The organism is Pseudomonas guariconensis, assembly GCF_040822035.1.
GTDB classification, from domain to species: domain Bacteria; phylum Pseudomonadota; class Gammaproteobacteria; order Pseudomonadales; family Pseudomonadaceae; genus Aquipseudomonas; species Aquipseudomonas guariconensis.
In genome coordinates this window covers 816,648-832,197 of record NZ_CP162012.1, presented here as the reverse complement: position 1 = coordinate 832,197, position 15,550 = coordinate 816,648, and the positions used below count along the sequence as shown (strand labels likewise).

At 62.7% G+C, this 15,550-nt stretch carries 13 protein-coding genes; 6 read left to right on the top strand and 7 right to left on the bottom strand.

Annotated features, from left to right (window positions below; all coding sequences use genetic code 11):
- Nucleotides 1–2 precede the first annotated feature (2 nt).
- Nucleotides 3–191 carry a twin-arginine translocation signal domain-containing protein gene (locus AB1N67_RS03720; protein WP_043208541.1) on the bottom strand — a complete coding sequence of 63 codons (189 nt, stop codon included), beginning with the start codon at nucleotides 189–191 and terminating at the stop codon, nucleotides 3–5.
- A 79-nt stretch (nucleotides 192–270) separates the two neighbouring features.
- Entirely contained in the window at nucleotides 271–1,647 is a 1,377-nt protein-coding gene (locus AB1N67_RS03715) for an oligosaccharide flippase family protein (RefSeq protein WP_090345191.1), read from the bottom strand.
- Between the two features lie 97 nt (nucleotides 1,648–1,744).
- Here AB1N67_RS03715 and AB1N67_RS03710 point away from each other — a divergent pair, with 97 nt between their 5' ends.
- The 3 genes from AB1N67_RS03710 to galE all read left to right on the top strand — a co-directional run bounded on the left by AB1N67_RS03710 (nucleotide 1,745) and on the right by galE (nucleotide 7,012).
- On the top strand, nucleotides 1,745–3,271 hold the full coding sequence (locus AB1N67_RS03710; protein ID WP_102081205.1) for an O-antigen ligase: 1,527 nt from the start codon (nucleotides 1,745–1,747) through the stop codon (nucleotides 3,269–3,271).
- A gap of 5 nt (nucleotides 3,272–3,276) precedes the next feature.
- A complete protein-coding gene (locus AB1N67_RS03705; protein ID WP_367863541.1) occupies nucleotides 3,277–5,904 on the top strand; it encodes a glycosyl hydrolase family 5 in 2,628 nt (875 codons plus the stop codon).
- Between the two features lie 136 nt (nucleotides 5,905–6,040).
- Nucleotides 6,041–7,012, top strand: a complete 972-nt coding sequence (galE, locus tag AB1N67_RS03700; RefSeq protein WP_043208522.1) for a UDP-glucose 4-epimerase GalE — start codon at nucleotides 6,041–6,043, stop codon at nucleotides 7,010–7,012.
- A gap of 29 nt (nucleotides 7,013–7,041) precedes the next feature.
- On the opposite strand, the gene AB1N67_RS03695 is transcribed toward galE, so the two are convergent.
- The 5 genes from AB1N67_RS03695 to eppA form a co-directional block, all read right to left on the bottom strand.
- Nucleotides 7,042–7,833 carry a CpsD/CapB family tyrosine-protein kinase gene (locus AB1N67_RS03695; RefSeq protein WP_043208519.1) on the bottom strand — a complete coding sequence of 264 codons (792 nt, stop codon included), beginning with the start codon at nucleotides 7,831–7,833 and terminating at the stop codon, nucleotides 7,042–7,044.
- Between the two features lie 11 nt (nucleotides 7,834–7,844).
- Nucleotides 7,845–9,410, bottom strand: coding sequence for a Wzz/FepE/Etk N-terminal domain-containing protein (locus tag AB1N67_RS03690; RefSeq protein ID WP_090345184.1), 1,566 nt, complete (start codon nucleotides 9,408–9,410; stop codon nucleotides 7,845–7,847).
- 21 nt (nucleotides 9,411–9,431) lie between these two features.
- On the bottom strand, nucleotides 9,432–10,547 hold the full coding sequence (locus AB1N67_RS03685) for a hypothetical protein (RefSeq protein WP_043208514.1): 1,116 nt from the start codon (nucleotides 10,545–10,547) through the stop codon (nucleotides 9,432–9,434).
- Nucleotides 10,548–10,565: 18 nt separating this feature from the next.
- Nucleotides 10,566–11,123: a polysaccharide biosynthesis/export family protein gene (locus AB1N67_RS03680; protein ID WP_043208513.1), complete on the bottom strand. Its 558-nt coding sequence runs from the start codon at nucleotides 11,121–11,123 to the stop codon at nucleotides 10,566–10,568.
- A gap of 366 nt (nucleotides 11,124–11,489) precedes the next feature.
- Complete coding sequence (gene eppA, locus AB1N67_RS03675; RefSeq protein ID WP_167358099.1) at nucleotides 11,490–11,666, bottom strand: EPS-associated small membrane protein EppA; 177 nt, start codon at nucleotides 11,664–11,666, stop codon at nucleotides 11,490–11,492.
- A gap of 379 nt (nucleotides 11,667–12,045) precedes the next feature.
- On the opposite strand from eppA, the gene AB1N67_RS03670 reads away from it, so the two are divergent.
- The 3 genes from AB1N67_RS03670 to AB1N67_RS03660 all read left to right on the top strand — a co-directional run bounded on the left by AB1N67_RS03670 (nucleotide 12,046) and on the right by AB1N67_RS03660 (nucleotide 15,468).
- Nucleotides 12,046–12,435: a nuclear transport factor 2 family protein gene (locus tag AB1N67_RS03670; protein WP_090345182.1), complete on the top strand. Its 390-nt coding sequence runs from the start codon at nucleotides 12,046–12,048 to the stop codon at nucleotides 12,433–12,435.
- Nucleotides 12,436–12,524: 89 nt separating this feature from the next.
- Nucleotides 12,525–14,024 (top strand): cytosine permease, encoded by a 1,500-nt coding sequence (locus AB1N67_RS03665; protein WP_090345181.1) that lies wholly within the window; start codon nucleotides 12,525–12,527, stop codon nucleotides 14,022–14,024.
- A 13-nt stretch (nucleotides 14,025–14,037) separates the two neighbouring features.
- Nucleotides 14,038–15,468, top strand: a complete 1,431-nt coding sequence (locus AB1N67_RS03660) for an aldehyde dehydrogenase family protein (protein WP_102081203.1) — start codon at nucleotides 14,038–14,040, stop codon at nucleotides 15,466–15,468.
- Nucleotides 15,469–15,550: the final 82 nt, after the last annotated feature.

The following is a 15,550-nucleotide window of genomic DNA, read 5'->3' as shown; positions in this document are numbered from 1 at the left end:
GCTCAGGCCTTGCGAAAGTATTCGGCGGGCAACACCCATCCGTTGATCACCACGAAGCCCCCGGTCTGAGTGACTTTGCGCGTGGCGGTCCCGGAAAGCCCGAAGACCAGCCCGCCTGCACCCAATACCGCGCATCCCTTGAGAAAGCCCCTGCGTCCTAGCAGCGGGGAAACAGAGTCATGCTTTCCCATGATTCCAAGACCCATGCCGTGAAATTGACTTTGGAATTCTAGGTTTCCGACGGCGACAGACAGCGTATTCGCGATGGAATCAGAACCCGTTGAAAAGCCGCGTCACCAGCTCACCACACAACGCGCCGACCGCGATGATCGGCAAGACCATCAGCTCACGCTTGAGGCTGAACATCTCCAGTTTGCGATTGACGTAGAACACCAGGATCAACGTGGGGAAGGTATGCAGCGCCACCCACCAGATCGCGTAGTCCACGCCGCCGATGGCCAGCATCACTGGCATCCCCACCCAAAGCGAAACGGCCCGGATGATGTTGTCCATGGCCTGGTACTTGGTCAGCCCCACGGCCAGCCACACCTGATGGGCCAAGCTGTAACGCAAGGTGAAGAACGACCATGAAAGAATAGCCAAGATCCGGCCCGCATCCTGGTAACGGTCGTCGTACAACCAGCTGATGATCAGCGGGCTGACCGTGAGGAACAGGCCGCAGGCGAACAGGCAGGCGGTGTCGAAGTACAGCCTGAAGTGGTTGTACAGCTTGAGCAGCCGGGGTTTGTCGCCAGCGCGAGTGGCCTCGCTGAAGGCCGGCAGCACCACCGCCCCGCCCAGTTTCAGCAAGCCGACCTGCACGGCCGAGAGAATCAGCACCGCGATGGAGTAGACGCCCATGTCGAAAGTGGACATCACCCCGCCGAACCAGATGCGGTCGCCGTTCATCGCCAGCACGCCCACCATCGAGGACAACAGAATCCAGCGGCCATAGTTGATCAGCTCGGTCAGCGCAGACTTGTCCCAGCACAAGCGGCTGCGTGGCCCTTCGAATAGCAAGTGGCTCATCACGGTGGAGACGAGGGTGGAGACGATCCCGGCGGCCACCAGCGACCAGATCGACCGGGTGAGGTAGCCGAACACCAGCATGACCAGCAATCCGACGAACTGCGCCGTGAGCTCGAGAATCACCACGCGCTTTTGCTGGAACGCCCGCACGGCCAGGTCGATGGTGTTGGACTGCAAGCCGTAGATCACTGCGGAAATGCCGGTGACCGCCAGCACCAACGGCAGCTCCGGAGCGGCATAGGAGGATCCGGCTGGCCACAGGTTGATCTGCTGGGTCGCCCAGGAGCCAAAGGCGATGAGCAGCGTCACGGCGAACAGCAGGATGCCGCGCAGCAGTTGCACGGTCCAGGCGGTATTGAGAAACAGCGGATCGTCGCCGCGCGGGCTCTGGATGATGTTCTGGCGCAGGCCGACATCCGACAGCAGGTGCAGGACCACCGACAAGGTAGTGGAGATGGCCATGATGCCGAACATGTCCGGCACCAGCAGCCGTGCCATGATCAGGTTGCCGCCAAGGCGCAGGGCCTGCGTACCGACCAGGGAGACCATGTTCCACGCACCCGCTCCCAATGCGCGTTTGCGCAGGCTGGTCGGCGGCGATAAGTCGACTGACGGCATGACTACATTCCCTGACCTATTGGCTAAAGTCACTATAGTCTCAATCTGCCATGTCGCTAGCCGTCGTCCATCACAAAGGGACAGGTCATCACCGCCTATGCCAGAACACCTTCGCGCATTGATCGTCATCCTGTTCCTGGCCACCGTGGTGTTCACCATGGCACGACGGCCGGCGCTGGACCTGATCCGTTCAGCCGACTTCAAGCGTCGGCGCAACCTCTGGTTCGCGCTCACCTTGCTGGTGTTCGTGTCCGGCAACTTCTGGGTGTATGCCGTCATTGCCGTCCTGGTGCTGCTGGTTGCCGGACGGCGCGAGCACAACCCGATGGCGCTGTTCCTCATGCTGCTGTTCCTGATGCCGGCGGCGGCGATACCGGTGCCTGGCTTTGGCGTGATCAACTACCTGGTCGACCTGGACCATATCCGCCTGCTCAGCCTGAGCGTACTGTTGCCCGCGGCCCTGGCCCTGCGCCAAGAGTCGGACACCTTGCCGTTCGGGCGCACATGGCCTGACCGCTTCCTGCTCGCCAGCCTGGTACTGATGAACCTGCTCTACCTGCGCGAGACCAGCCTGACCGACACGTTGCGCCAGACGTTGTACCTGTTCCTGGATATCTTCCTGCCGTACTACGTGGCCAGCCGGGCACTCAAGGAACTCAGCCATTTCAAGGACGCCTTGCTCAGCTTCGTGATCGCCACGATGTTGCTAGCACTGATCGGAACCTTCGAGTCGGCGCGCCATTGGCTGTTGTACAACGCCTTGACCTACGTGCTGGGCATCCACATGGACATGACCAGCTACCTGAGCCGGGGCGGTGCACTGCGCGCCAGCGCCACCACAGGCCAGGCGATCGTTCTGGGCTACCTGATGATGGTCGGCATCGGCTTGTACCTGTTCGTCCAAGGCTATGTACGCAGCACACTGCAACGCACCCTGGGCGCCCTGCTACTGGCAGCCGGACTGTTCGTGCCGTTGTCGCGCGGGCCCTGGGTCGGCACGGGCGTGATCATCGTGGTGTTCATCGCCACCGGGCGTGGCGCGGTCAAGCGCCTGGGAATGCTGGCGGTCGCCGGCCTGCTCTGCTTGCCGTTGCTGGCCGTGGTGCCGGGGGGCGAGAAGGTGATCGACATGCTGCCGTACATCGGCACGCTGGAAAAAGACAACATCACCTATCGGGAGCGGCTGCTGGACAACTCACTGATCGTCATCGAGCGCAACCTGTGGTTCGGCTCGTTCGATTTTCGCAAGACGCCGGAAATGCAGTCGATGGTCCAGGGCCAAGGCATCATCGACATCGTCAATACCTACCTGAACTTGGCCCTGCGCTTTGGCGTGGTCGGCCTGGCCCTGTTCGTCGCCTTCTTCGCCTCCGCGCTGCTGAGCCTGCGCAAGACACTGCGTACGTTTGCCGACAAGGACGAGCACCTGTGCCGACTCGGGCGCAGTTTGCTGGCCACCCTGCTTGGCATCCTGATCACGATCTTCACCGTCAGCAGCATCACGTTCATCCCCGTGGTGTACTGGTCCCTCGCCGGTGTAGCCGTTGCCTATGTGCAGATGGTGCGCCGGTTCAAACTCGCCCACGCTGCCGGCATCGTTGGTGTCGGCCTGCCCGCCCGGTGACCCGCATGACACGACGCTGCCTGGTTTCATCCCTGCTGCTCACCCTGCTGCTGGCATTGCCCCCCGTCACTCACGCCGAGGACTGGGTCGCCAGTATCGACGAAAGCCAGGGCCTGCCACAGTTGACCCGTGGCGGTAACCTGGCGATGCAGGCCAAGTTCAAGTTCTTCGCTGCCGACTGGAAATGGGCGAACTTCGACAGCGGCGCCTTCAAGGTAGAGGCCCCCTTCACCTACAGCCTGCAGGCCAGGAACTCCACACTGGGGTTCGACCTCAAGGCCCAGATCGCCAAGACCACGCAGCAGAGCCTGACCTGGGCTTTCGACTTGCAGGCCCACAGCCGCAAAACCAATGTGATGGGCGGCGGCATCTCGTTCCAGTTCGACCGCGCCCTGTTCACTGAAATGGGCAAGCCAAGCCTGCTGCCGGGCAATCGAGGCTGGACCTGGGGCGACCGCGCCAAGGGACCGTACATCGAGATGCGCTTCGATCCGCCCCTGACGAGCGTGTACATCGAGCCCATCGACGACGCCGAAGTACGGGCGTTCTTCTACAAAGACCAGATCGTTCCCGGCACCCAGCAGATCAAAGGCGTGCTCACGGTCTCGCAGGGCATCGAGCTGGCCCAGACCTCCGATGAGCGCTTCGGCCTGGGCGACACCAGCCGCTGGCCGCTGGACCAGACCGACTGGCGCACCTCGCCGGTGGACCTATCGTTCCTCAACGCTGGAGAAAAACCGGCCGGCAAGCGTGGCTTCGTCAAGGCAGTGGGCGATCGGTTGCAATTCGCCGATGGCACCCCGGCGCGCTTCTGGGGCACCAACGTCTCGGCCTATGCCCTGTTCAACACCACGGACGACGAAATCCGTGCCCAGGCCAAGCGCCTGTCGGCCCTGGGATTCAACCTCGTGCGCCTGCATCACCACGATTCGTATTGGGTGACACCGAGCATCTTCGGCCGGCACGACCAAGTGCGGGACACCCAGAACCTGAGCCCTGAGTCTTTGCAAAAGATCGACTGGTGGATCAAATGCCTCAAGGACGAAGGGATCTACGTGTGGCTGGACCTGCACGTCCAGCGCGCCCTGATGGCCAGGGACAAGATCCGCGGCTTCGATGAATTACCCAAGCGCGAAGGCCTGACCGACCGCGACAAACAGCCCATCGCCGACCTCAAGGGCTACAACTATGTCAACGACACCATCGCCCAGACGATGAAGCGCTTCGCCGAGCAGTACCTGGGGCACGTCAACGCCTACACCGGCCTTGCCTACAAGGATGACCCGGCCATCGCCGCCGTACTGATCACCAATGAAAACGACCTCACCGGGCATTACGGCAATGCCCTGCTTCCAGACAAGACACCCACCCAGCACATCAAGCGCTACATGGAATTGGCCGAAGCCTTCGCCAAGCAACATGGGCTCGCGAAGGAGCAGACCTGGCGCGCCTGGGAACATGGCCCATCCAAGCTGTTCCTCAACGACCTGGAGCAACGCTTCGACCAGCAGATGATCGATCACCTGCGTACTTTGGGCGTGAAGGTGCCGATCGTCACCACCAGCACCTGGGGACGCAATGGCCTGAGCGCCTTGCCGGCCTTGACCAGTGGCGACCTGATCGACGTCCACAGCTATGGCGGCGCAGGCCAGCTGGAAAAGAACCCGCTGACCAGCGACAACCTGGTCAACTGGCTCGCCGCGGCCCAGGTCGTGGGCCGGCCGTTGAGCGTGACCGAGTGGAACAACGAATGGCAAAGCGACACCCAGCCTGTGGCCGATCGCTACACACTGGCGCTGTATGTCGCCGCCACGGCCCGCTATCAGGGCTGGGACGCCTTGATGCACTACGCCTACAGCCAGGAGCCGTTCCGCGAGCAGGATCGTTCGGCGAGCAACTGGCACGCCTACAACGACCCCAGCCAGCTGGCCACACTCCCGGCCGCTGCCCTGGTCTATCGCCGCGGCGATGTACGTGAAGCCGACCAAAGCTACGTCTTCGCCCCCACCTCGGACACCTTGTTCAACCAGTCCATCTCGCCAGCCGATTCGGTGCTGCTGCGCACAGCCATGGAAAAAGGCAAATTGCAGATTGCCATGCCAAAGACACCGGCGCTGCCGTGGCTGCAGGCGAGCGCACTGCCCGCCGGCGCCAAGGTTATCCAGGATCCCAACCAGTCCCTGCTGCCGGCCAACGCCAGCGAGGCCCGCAGCGACACCGGCGAGCTCAGACGCAACTGGCAACAAGGGCTCTACACCATCGACACACCGCTGACCCAGGCGGCCATCGGCTGGCTCGGCGGCAAGACGCTCGCGCTCGGTGACATCCAGCTCAAGCTCAAGACCGCCAGCGCGAGCGTGGCGGTGCAGAGCCTGGACGGCAAACCGCTGAAACAGTCGCGAAACCTGTTGATCTCCCTGGGCACCCGGGCCGAGCCCCAGCCGAACAAGCGGACCCCGTTTCGTGTCGAGCCGCTGGACGGCACCTTGTCGATCCAGGCCGTCGACGGCTTGAAACTGTTCAGTCGAAACGCCCAGGGACAGCTTCAGGAATACCCCGTCAGCTATCAGGACGGGCGCTATCTGATCCATTTCGACGGCAGGCAGATGACGAATTGGCTGTTCTTGAAATAGGCATCTAGGCTCCAAGAAACCAGGGGCGTGCCCATGCAGATGGCCAACCCGCTGACCACCTGATCCGCTTGCTAAGGATGACCGCCCGGCCCCTCCGGAGCGCGCTTGCACATCAAACAGATTCCAGGAGGCTTGGATGAAGTTCTTGGTTGTCGGCGGCGCGGGCTACATAGGCTCGCACATGGTCAAACACCTGCGTTGCGCAGGGCACGACGTCATCGTGGCGGACAATTGCGCCTGCGGGCCGCGTCCGAACTGGGTCAGGCTGGACATCGCCGACGCCCATGCTTTGGATGCCTTGTTCGCCCAGCATCGATTCAGCGCGGTGTTTCATTTCGCCTCGTTCATCCAGGTGGGCGAGTCGGTGGTCGAACCCTCCAAGTACTACCAGAACAATGTCGTCGCGACCCTGACCCTGTTGCAGGCGATGGTGCGCGCCAATGTCCGTCACCTGATCTTCTCCTCGACCGCCGCCGTCTACGGCGACCCGCAGCATGTGCCCATCGACGAAGCGCATCCCAAGCAGCCGATCAATCCTTATGGACGCAGCAAGTGGATGGTCGAGCAGATCCTCGAGGATTTCGACCGCGCCTATGGCCTGCGCTCAGTGTGCCTGCGCTACTTCAACGCCGCGGGCGCGGACCCGGAGGGCGAACTGGGTGAATGCCATGAGCCTGAGACCCACCTGCTGCCGTTGATTCTGCAGGCGGCCTCCGGACGGCGTGAGACGATCACGGTGTACGGCCGGGACTACGACACGCCGGATGGCACCTGTATCCGCGACTACATTCATGTGGCAGACCTGGCTGCGGCGCATTCACTGGCGGTGGACTACCTGCTCGCCGGTGGTGCGAGCACGGCATTCAACCTGGGCAACGGGCTGGGCTTCTCGGTGCAGGAAGTGATCGACACCGCCTGCGGCGTGACCGGGCGCAAGATCGCCACCAGCGACGCCCCCCGCCGCGCCGGCGACCCGCCCCGCCTGGTGGCAGATGCCAGCCGGGCCAGGACCGTGCTGGGCTGGCGACCGGCCTTCGCGGCGCTGGAGCAGATCGTCTCGCATGCCTGGCATTGGGAGCAAAAGTACCCTTGGTACTCCCCGAACTGATCGGCAGCCCTTGCCCAGTGGCCAGCAGTTCAGTAGTAGGTGCGCGGCTGTTCCTCGGCCTTGTTCAGCACCGTCCCGATCAGGTTACTGGTACCCAGGTGATACAGGCTGTCCTCGATGTCCTTCTTGCTGTTCATGCCATTGGCCACCACCAGCAACACGCAATCGAATTTCGGCAGCAGCGTGATGGCGTCATCGGAGCTCAGCAGCGGCGGCAGGTCGAAGATGGTGATGCGCGACTCGTAACGCTCGCGCAACTCGTGGATCAGGTTGCTCACCAGCGGCGAGGACAGCAATTCGGTCGACAGCGGAATGGGCTCGCGGGTCGGCAACACCACAAAGCGTGGCAAGGTCGGGTTGACCATGGCATCGCACAACTCAGCTTCGTTGGCCAGGTAGTCGTTGAGTGACTTCTCCATCGGCAACCCCAGGCAGGCGCCGACCCGTGGCCTGCGCAGGTCGAAGTCCACCAGCAACGCAGTCTTGGTGGTGTGGTGGGCGATACTCATCGCCAGGTTGATCGCCAGCACCGTCTTGCCCGCCTCAGGCGTCGGCGAGGTGATGGCCAGCGTGCGCCAGCCGTTCTCCTCCATGGCTTGCAGCACCTGGGTGCGCAGCAGGTCGAAGGCCGAGCTGATCGCCGAGTTCTTCTTGTAGGCCACGATGCGGTGACGCTCCAGATGGTCCGGGCGCAAGGGCACGACCTTGGTGCGCACATAGTCGAACAGGCCTGGCACTTCCGGATGCTTGACCGGCACGATGGAGGAAGGCGCTGATGCGCCGGTCTTTTTCGTTTCGTCTATCGGCGTGATCTTGTTCATCGCAGCTGTCCCTATCCGAACCGACTCATGGCCTTCATCAGCAAGAGGTCAAACGGCATATAGAAGAAGTGCAGCAACACCACCCCTAGCACCGCCAGTGCCAGGATCGAGACCACCAGCCACACGCGCCAACGCCGCCGCTGCGCAAGCTCGGCCTGGGTCGGGATATGCGGAATGCTGACCAGGACCCGCTTGCCCACGATGCTTTCCAGGGCCCCCACACCGCGCACGCGCTGGTTGAGCATTTCCAGCACCATTACCAGTGCGCCACCGCCGGCCGGGGCCAGGACGAAGCCCAGCGCGACGATCTTCTTGCGATTAGGCTTCACCGGTTTTTCCGGCAACATCGGCGGCTCCAGGAGCACGAAGCGCTCGGCCTTGTTCTCCTGCTCCAGGCTTTCGGAAATCTTCGCCGCCATTTGCTTGGCACGAATCTCTTCGTACTTCTTGCGGGCGTTGTCGTGGTCGCGCATCAGGTTGACCAGGCCACGCTCGACCTGGGGTGCCTCGAGGATCTCGGCCTCGTAGGCGTTGATCTTCTGCGACATGTCGCGCTTTTGCTGGGCCAGCGAGGCAACGCGCTCCTGCGCCGCGGCCATGCGGGTGCGTACCTTGGCCACGTCCAGGTTACCCTCGACGCCAATGCCACCGGCGCCGCCGCCGGCTTTCAAGGCGTCGATCTTGCGCTTGACCGCACGTACGTCGGGGTGCGCTTCCTTGTAGCGGGAGAGCAACTGGGTGTACTCGGCCTGCAGGCTGGCCAGATCCTGCGGCGGCTCCGCCGTACGAGGCCTGCCGCCATCGAGTGTGCTAGGCACGCCGGCCTTGGCCCCGGCCAGTTCCAAGTCCAGGTAGCGCAACTCCTCTTGGGCGGCCTTGTAGTCACGATCGATTTCCCTGAACTCCATCTCCGAGCGCGACAGCATGTTCATGCGCAGGGTCTGGTGTTCCGGCAGTGCGTTGGCATGCGCTTGTTTGAAGTCGGCCAACTGGTTCTCGAGGCTCTGCAGTTCGGCGCCCAGCTTGTCCGCTTCCTGGCTGAGGAACTCGGTGGTCTCACTGGCGCGCTCGGTACGCTGCTTGATGTTCTCGTTGAGGAACAAGGTCACCAGCTCGTTGGCGACCTCCCTGGCCACCTCCGGCTGCTTGTGTTCGAAGGACACATTGAAGGCGACCGTGGCCTCGCCACGCCCTTTTATGAAGGTACTCAAGGTCTCGACCAAGATCGCGGTGCGCATCAGCTCGACCTTGTCGGCGTCACTGAGCTGGCGGGCCTTGCTGGAAAACAGCCCGTACTTGTCGATGATCCGCAGCAGGTTTTCGCGGGTCATCACCCGCTGGCGGATCACCTCGATGCGTTCGTCGGCAAAGCTGTTGTTGTTGTTGGCGACCAGATCCGGAGATATCTGCTGGGACTCCACCAGGATAGTCCCGGTCGACTGGTAGACCGGCGGCACCGCCACGGCGACCGCCACGGTCGCCGCGAGGATCACCACGATGACAATCGCCAGCACCAGTGCACGATCCTTGATGATGGAGATGTAGTCCCTGATCGACAGCTCGTATTCAGATTTCATAGTCACCACACCGCTGAAAAATCAGTAGTCGGGAAATCTATAGGTCAAGCTCAGTCCGATAATGGTGCCGGTGGCATCTGGCAGGTTGTCTTGCTGGCGCTCTCTGTACACCAAGGATAGGCGCGCTACCCAAAATGGCGAGAGCTCTCGACTGGCCCAGGCGCCAACCGACCATAATTTGTTGGGCGTTTGCCCTTTGCTGTCCTGCCAGCTGGCATCGAACCCGACCCGATCGGTGTCGGCGACCAGGTAGCTCCAGGAGCCGCGCAACGTGTCGATCTCGGAAAACCCACCCTGACCGCTGGCCACCGAACTGCGGTCGGCGGCGACGTTGGCGTCCATGCGCTCGCCCCGATAGCGCAACGACACGCCGCCCTGCCCCTTGCGTCCACCGCCGTCACCGGAGACTTCGTTGACGCCGACGTTCACGCTCCCCTCCAGGCGTTCGGTGAACTGGTGCGTCATGCCGATCACAGGCGTGTAGCTGTTCGAGGCGATCGCCGCATCGCGATCATCCGGTTCGTAACGCCGGTAGATGAACCGGGTGAACAGGTCGGTGCGCTCGGTCCAGGCATAGGTGTAGCTCAACCGGTTGGCGTATTCCTTGTAGCCGATCAGCGTGGACACGTCGTAGCTGGCGTCGTCGTACGAGGTCTCGTTTTCCAGAAGGCCTCGCTCGCTGAGCTGCCGGCTCCAGTTGCCGGTCAGGGTGTAGAGCTTCTGCGTACCGTCGGTGGTAACCACGCCGGTTTCGAGTACCGCACTGGACAGCGTCGAACTCTCGACGTAGGTCCCCACCAGGCCATAACGGCCTTTGTCGTAATCGCGTTGCCACCCCAGCCGCACGCGAGGGTCCTCGCGGTTGTCGAGGATGTTGCGATCGGATGAGCGCAACACATGAGCCCCTAGACCGAAGTCGAACTGATCGCGATCGAAAGTGCCCAGCAGGCCGACTTCCGGATCGAGGTAGGTGCTGGTCACTGCTTTCTCCTGAGAGGTCAGCAGCAACGGGTTGCTGTCATGTTCGACGGTCATGGGTACGGCGACCGACGTGTGCCAGAGCGCTGCCTGGACCACGGCCGGGCAAGGAAGAATCAGGATCGCCGCGGCGACCCGGGAAGTTTTCAATACAGACACGATAGGCTCAGAGCAGGATCAAGGAACGACCAGCGTATCGCCGGCCTGCAGTTGGAAATTGGTGGTCATGTCACGTCCGGAAACCAGGTCCCGGTAGCGCACGGGCAGCACTTGCTGGCTCTCACCCTTGCGCCGGATCACTTTGATGGAGCCTTCATCGGCGAACTTGTCCAGGCCACCGGACATGCTCAGGGCCTGCAACACCGCCATGGGGCCTTCCATCAGCACCGGGCCGGGCTTGAGCACCTTGCCCTGCACATAAACGAGGTTGCCGGCGATGCTGGTGACGACCACGCTGACATTCGGCTCGGGCAGGTACTGCTCGAGTTTCTTGGCAATCTTCTGGGCGACCGTGCTGGCATCGAGGCCGGCGACGTCGACGCGCCCGGCAAGCGGGAAGGTGATGCTGCCATCGGGAAGCACCTTCACCTCCTGGCGAAGGTTTTCTTCCTGCCAGACCGAGACCAGGATTACATCGCCAGGGCTCAGCAGGTAGGCCGCATTCGGCTCGGTGGCATTGGCCGCCGAAGGCAGGAGCATCAGTGCGCAGAGTGTGGAGATCAGGAAACGGAACATCGGGATCCCTCCGGTCAAGTAGCCATGCCCAGCGCTACACAATAGAACGGGGCGAAAACGCTCGCCTTTGCCGTAAAACAAGTACCGACCGCAATCGCCTCGACCGTCCTGGAGGATGTTTCCGCGATGAAACACATCGACGAAGCTTCCTGCTCCCGCGGCGTCCGCTGGGGGGCGCCGACAAGTGGAATATAGCAACGGCATGGGATTCCACAAGCCGTTGCTCCGTCCTGATAAAACGCGGTTCTTCCAGGAACTTTCACATCGTTTTCACTTATCGGCGCAGGGCAATACACCGCACGCCAATGTTTAAAACGTACGCATTAAAACCAAGGTGTTAATGCACAGAAAAGCGAATAACTTTCACTATATTTTCGATCGGTTGGCGAGGGCGATAAACCCTATCACCGCAAAGGAAAATAGCCATCCCGCCGTCGCGGCAGGCACTACACTCGCCTTGCTGATGTAGGAATCCGCAGCGCCAGCTGCGCCACTCATCAGCACCAACAAGAAAATCGACTTGATGATCAGTGTCGAGCGCATGATCCCCTCCCTGAAAGAGGATTGAAACTGTTTAATTGAGAAACAGCTTTCTTTTTATATGGCTTGAGTATGGGGCACCATGACACTACGTCAATAGACCGCCACCATGATAAATCTCAATGGCCCCTCCCCTGCCTCGTCAAAATCTCGACAACCATTCTGTGGCTAAAAAACGCGCACTGTTTCAGCAGCGTTGCAACGGCCGTCGCTGACTGTGTGGAAACTCCAAGGTTCTGGAAAACGTCACAGCGGCCGCCCCCCCTTGGATGACTTGGTTCACAAATTCCTGAACTGATTATTTATCCCCAGCGATTTTTCCCCCCGCCAAGGCTCACCAGAATCGCTGCACCACAATCACAATAACCGTGAGGCCACTGCTGTGGACCAGACCCTCCAGGTACGCCAGGCCGCCGCCGACCTCGTCGCCGCTTTCGCCAGCAACGATACCGCTCGCTATTTCGCCTGTTTCAGCGAAGACGCCACCTTCCTCTTCCATACCCTGGCGCAGCCGCTGCTGTCGCGCCGGGCCTATGAGCACCTGTGGGCCCAATGGCAAGCCGAAGGCTTCGCCGTGCTGGCGTGTCAGTCCAGCAATCAGCACGTGAGCCTGCAGGGCGACGTAGCGATCTTCATGCACGATGTGGCCACCCGCATCCGCATCGCAGGCCAGGAGCACTCGCTCGCCGAACGCGAAACCATCGTCTTCCGCCGCCAGGACGAAGGCTGGCTGGCCTGCCACGAGCACCTGTCGGTCGTCTCCGACGCCTGACCTTTTCCGCGGCCTTGCCGCACTGCCAACGCAACCACAATAGGGTCGCGCCCCGCGACGACCTACAACATGCGCGCTGGAGCCTTGCCATGAGTCAATCGACCGGTATCGAGACCAACGGCGTCGAACAGATCCCCGACGATCAACGCGACGCCTCCCCGCTGGACCTGTTCCGCCTGATATTCGGCGGTGCCAATACCTTCGCCACCGCGGTGCTGGGCAGCTTCCCGGTGCTGTTCGGCCTGTCGTTCCAGGCCGGTGTCTGGGCGATCCTGCTCGGCGTCGGGGTCGGCGCCCTGATCCTCGCGCCCATGGGCCTGTTCGGCGCGCTCAACGGCACCAACAACGCGGTGTCGTCAGGTGCGCACTTCGGCGTGCATGGGCGCATCGTCGGCTCGTTCCTGTCGCTGCTCACCGCTGTAGCGTTCTTTTCCCTGTCGGTGTGGAGCTCGGGCGACGCCTTGGTCGGCGGCGCCAAGCGCCTGGTCGGGGTGCCGGAAACCGACCTGACCCTGGGCCTGGCCTATGGCCTGTTCGCGGTGCTGGTATTGGTGGTGTGCATCTTTGGCTTCCGCTTCATGCTGTGGGTCAACAAGATCGCGGTATGGGCGTCGAGCCTGCTGTTCCTGCTAGGCATCCTCGCCTTCGCCGGCCCCTTCGACCTCAACTTCGCTGGCAGCGTCAATCTCGGTCAGCCAGGCTTCTGGGCGGCATTCGTGGGCGCGGCGATACTGGCGATGAGCAATCCGGTCTCGTTCGGCGCTTTCCTTGGCGACTGGTCGCGCTACATCCCACGCCAGACGCCCAAGGCGCGCATCATGCTGGCGGTGATCGCTGCCCAGCTGGCGACGCTGATCCCGTTCCTGTTCGGCCTGTGCACCGCGACCCTGGTCGCCACCCAGGCACCGGACTACATCGCGGCCAACAACTATGTCGGCGGCCTGCTGGCGATCTCGCCGAGCTGGTTCTTCCTGCCGGTATGCCTGATCGCGGTGATCGGCGGCATGTCCACCGGCACCACAGCGCTGTATGGCACAGGCCTGGACATGTCCAGCGTCTTCCCGCGCCTGCTCAGCCGCGCCGGCGCCACCCTGCTGATCGGGGTCGCTGCCATCGCCTTCATCTTCATTGGCCGCTTCACCTTCAACCTGGTGCAGAGCGTGTCGACCTTCGCCGTGCTGATCATTACCTGCACCAGCCCCTGGATGGTGATCATGATCCTCGGCCTGATCACACGCCGCGGCTTCTACCACGCCGATGACCTGCAAGTGTTTACCCGGGGCCAACGCGGCGGCCATTACTGGTTCCTGCATGGCTGGAACTGGCGCGGCATGGGCGCCTGGATCCCCAGCGCGGCGGTGGGCCTATGCTTCGTCAACCTGCCCGGACAGTTCGTCGGCCCCCTGGGTGAACTGGCCGGCGGTATCGACCTGAGCTTGCCAGTCACCCTGGGCTTGGCGGGCGTGCTGTACCTGATCCTGCTCAATCTGTTCCCTGAACCTGCCGGCGTCTATGGCCCGAACGGCCCGCGCTGGGTGCGCTGCAAAAGCGCGCCGCGCACGCCGGTAACCTCCGCCGAAATCGCCTGACTGGAATCCGATCATGACCGCACCTCACTACATCGATGGCCACTGGGTCGAAGGCCAAGGCAACGACTGCATCGTCGTGCATGACCCTTCGCTGGGCCAGCCGTTCGCCGAACTGATGTCGGCCAGCGCTGCTCAGGTCGACCAAGCCGTGGCCGCCGCCCGCCGCGCCCTGCCTGCCTGGAAAACCACCAGCCCGGCCACCCGCGCCGCACTGTTGCGTGGCTTCGCCGATCAACTCGGCCAACGCCGCGAGGCGTTGATCACTCTGCAGATGCGCAACAACGGCAAGCCGCGCCACGAAGCCGAGATCGACCTGGACGATGCCATCGCCACTTTCGGCTACTACGCAGACCTTGCCGAGCAACTGCCCGAGAAGAACCGCGTCGTGCCCCTGGCCGCCCCAGGCTTCACCGCCCGCACCCGCCTGGAGCCGGTAGGCGTGGTCGGCCTGATCGTGCCGTGGAACTTCCCTCTGGTGACCAGCGCCTGGAAACTCGCCCCAGCGCTGGCCGCAGGCTGCACCGTGGTGCTCAAACCCTCGGAAGTCACCCCGCTGATCGAACAGGCCTACGGCCAGATTGCCGAGGCCTTGAACCTGCCTGCCGGTGTGCTGAACATCGTCAACGGCAAGGCCGAGACCGGCGCCGCCCTGAGTGGCCACAACGGCCTGGACAAGCTGTCGTTCACCGGCAGCAATGGCGTCGGCAGCCAAGTGATGCGCGCCGCCGCAGCCCAATGCCGGCCGGTGACCCTGGAGCTTGGGGGCAAGTCGGCGATCGTGGTGTTCGATGACTGTGACGTGGACCAAGCAGTGGAGTGGATCGTCGCAGGCATCACCTGGAACGCCGGCCAGATGTGCTCGGCCACCTCCCGCCTGCTCGTGCAGGACGGCATCGCCGATGCTCTGCTGCCACGTCTGCAGGCAGCCCTGGAGCAGATGCAGGTGGGCAATCCGCTGACCGAGGAGGTGGCCATGGGCCCACTGACCAGCCAGGCGCAATGGCTGAAGGTCGCCGGCTACTTCGCTACCGCGCGCGAAGAAGGCCTGCACTGCCTGACCGGCGGCCAGGTACTGGACCGTGACGGCTGGTTCGTCAGCCCCACCCTGTACGTGGACGTGCCCGAATCCAGCCGCCTGTGGAGCGAGGAAATCTTCGGCCCGGTGCTTTGCGCCCGCCGCTTCGCCACTGAAGACCAAGCCATCGCCCAGGCCAACGACAGCCGCTTCGGCCTGGTCGCCACGGTCTGCAGCGCCGACCTCGAACGCGCCGAACGTGTGGCCGATGCGCTGGAGGTCGGGCACGTGTGGATCAACTCGGTCCAGGCGGTATTCGTCGAGACGTCCTGGGGCGGAACCAAGGGCAGCGGCATCGGCCGTGAACTGGGGCCGTGGGGCTTGTCGGCGTATCAGTCGGTCAAGCATGTGACGCGTTGCCTGGGCTGATAGCCGGAGACGAAAAGCCCCTTGCTGACGGCTGTCACAAGGGGCTTTCACAAATAAGGCACTGGCTACCGAAGCGCCAGCA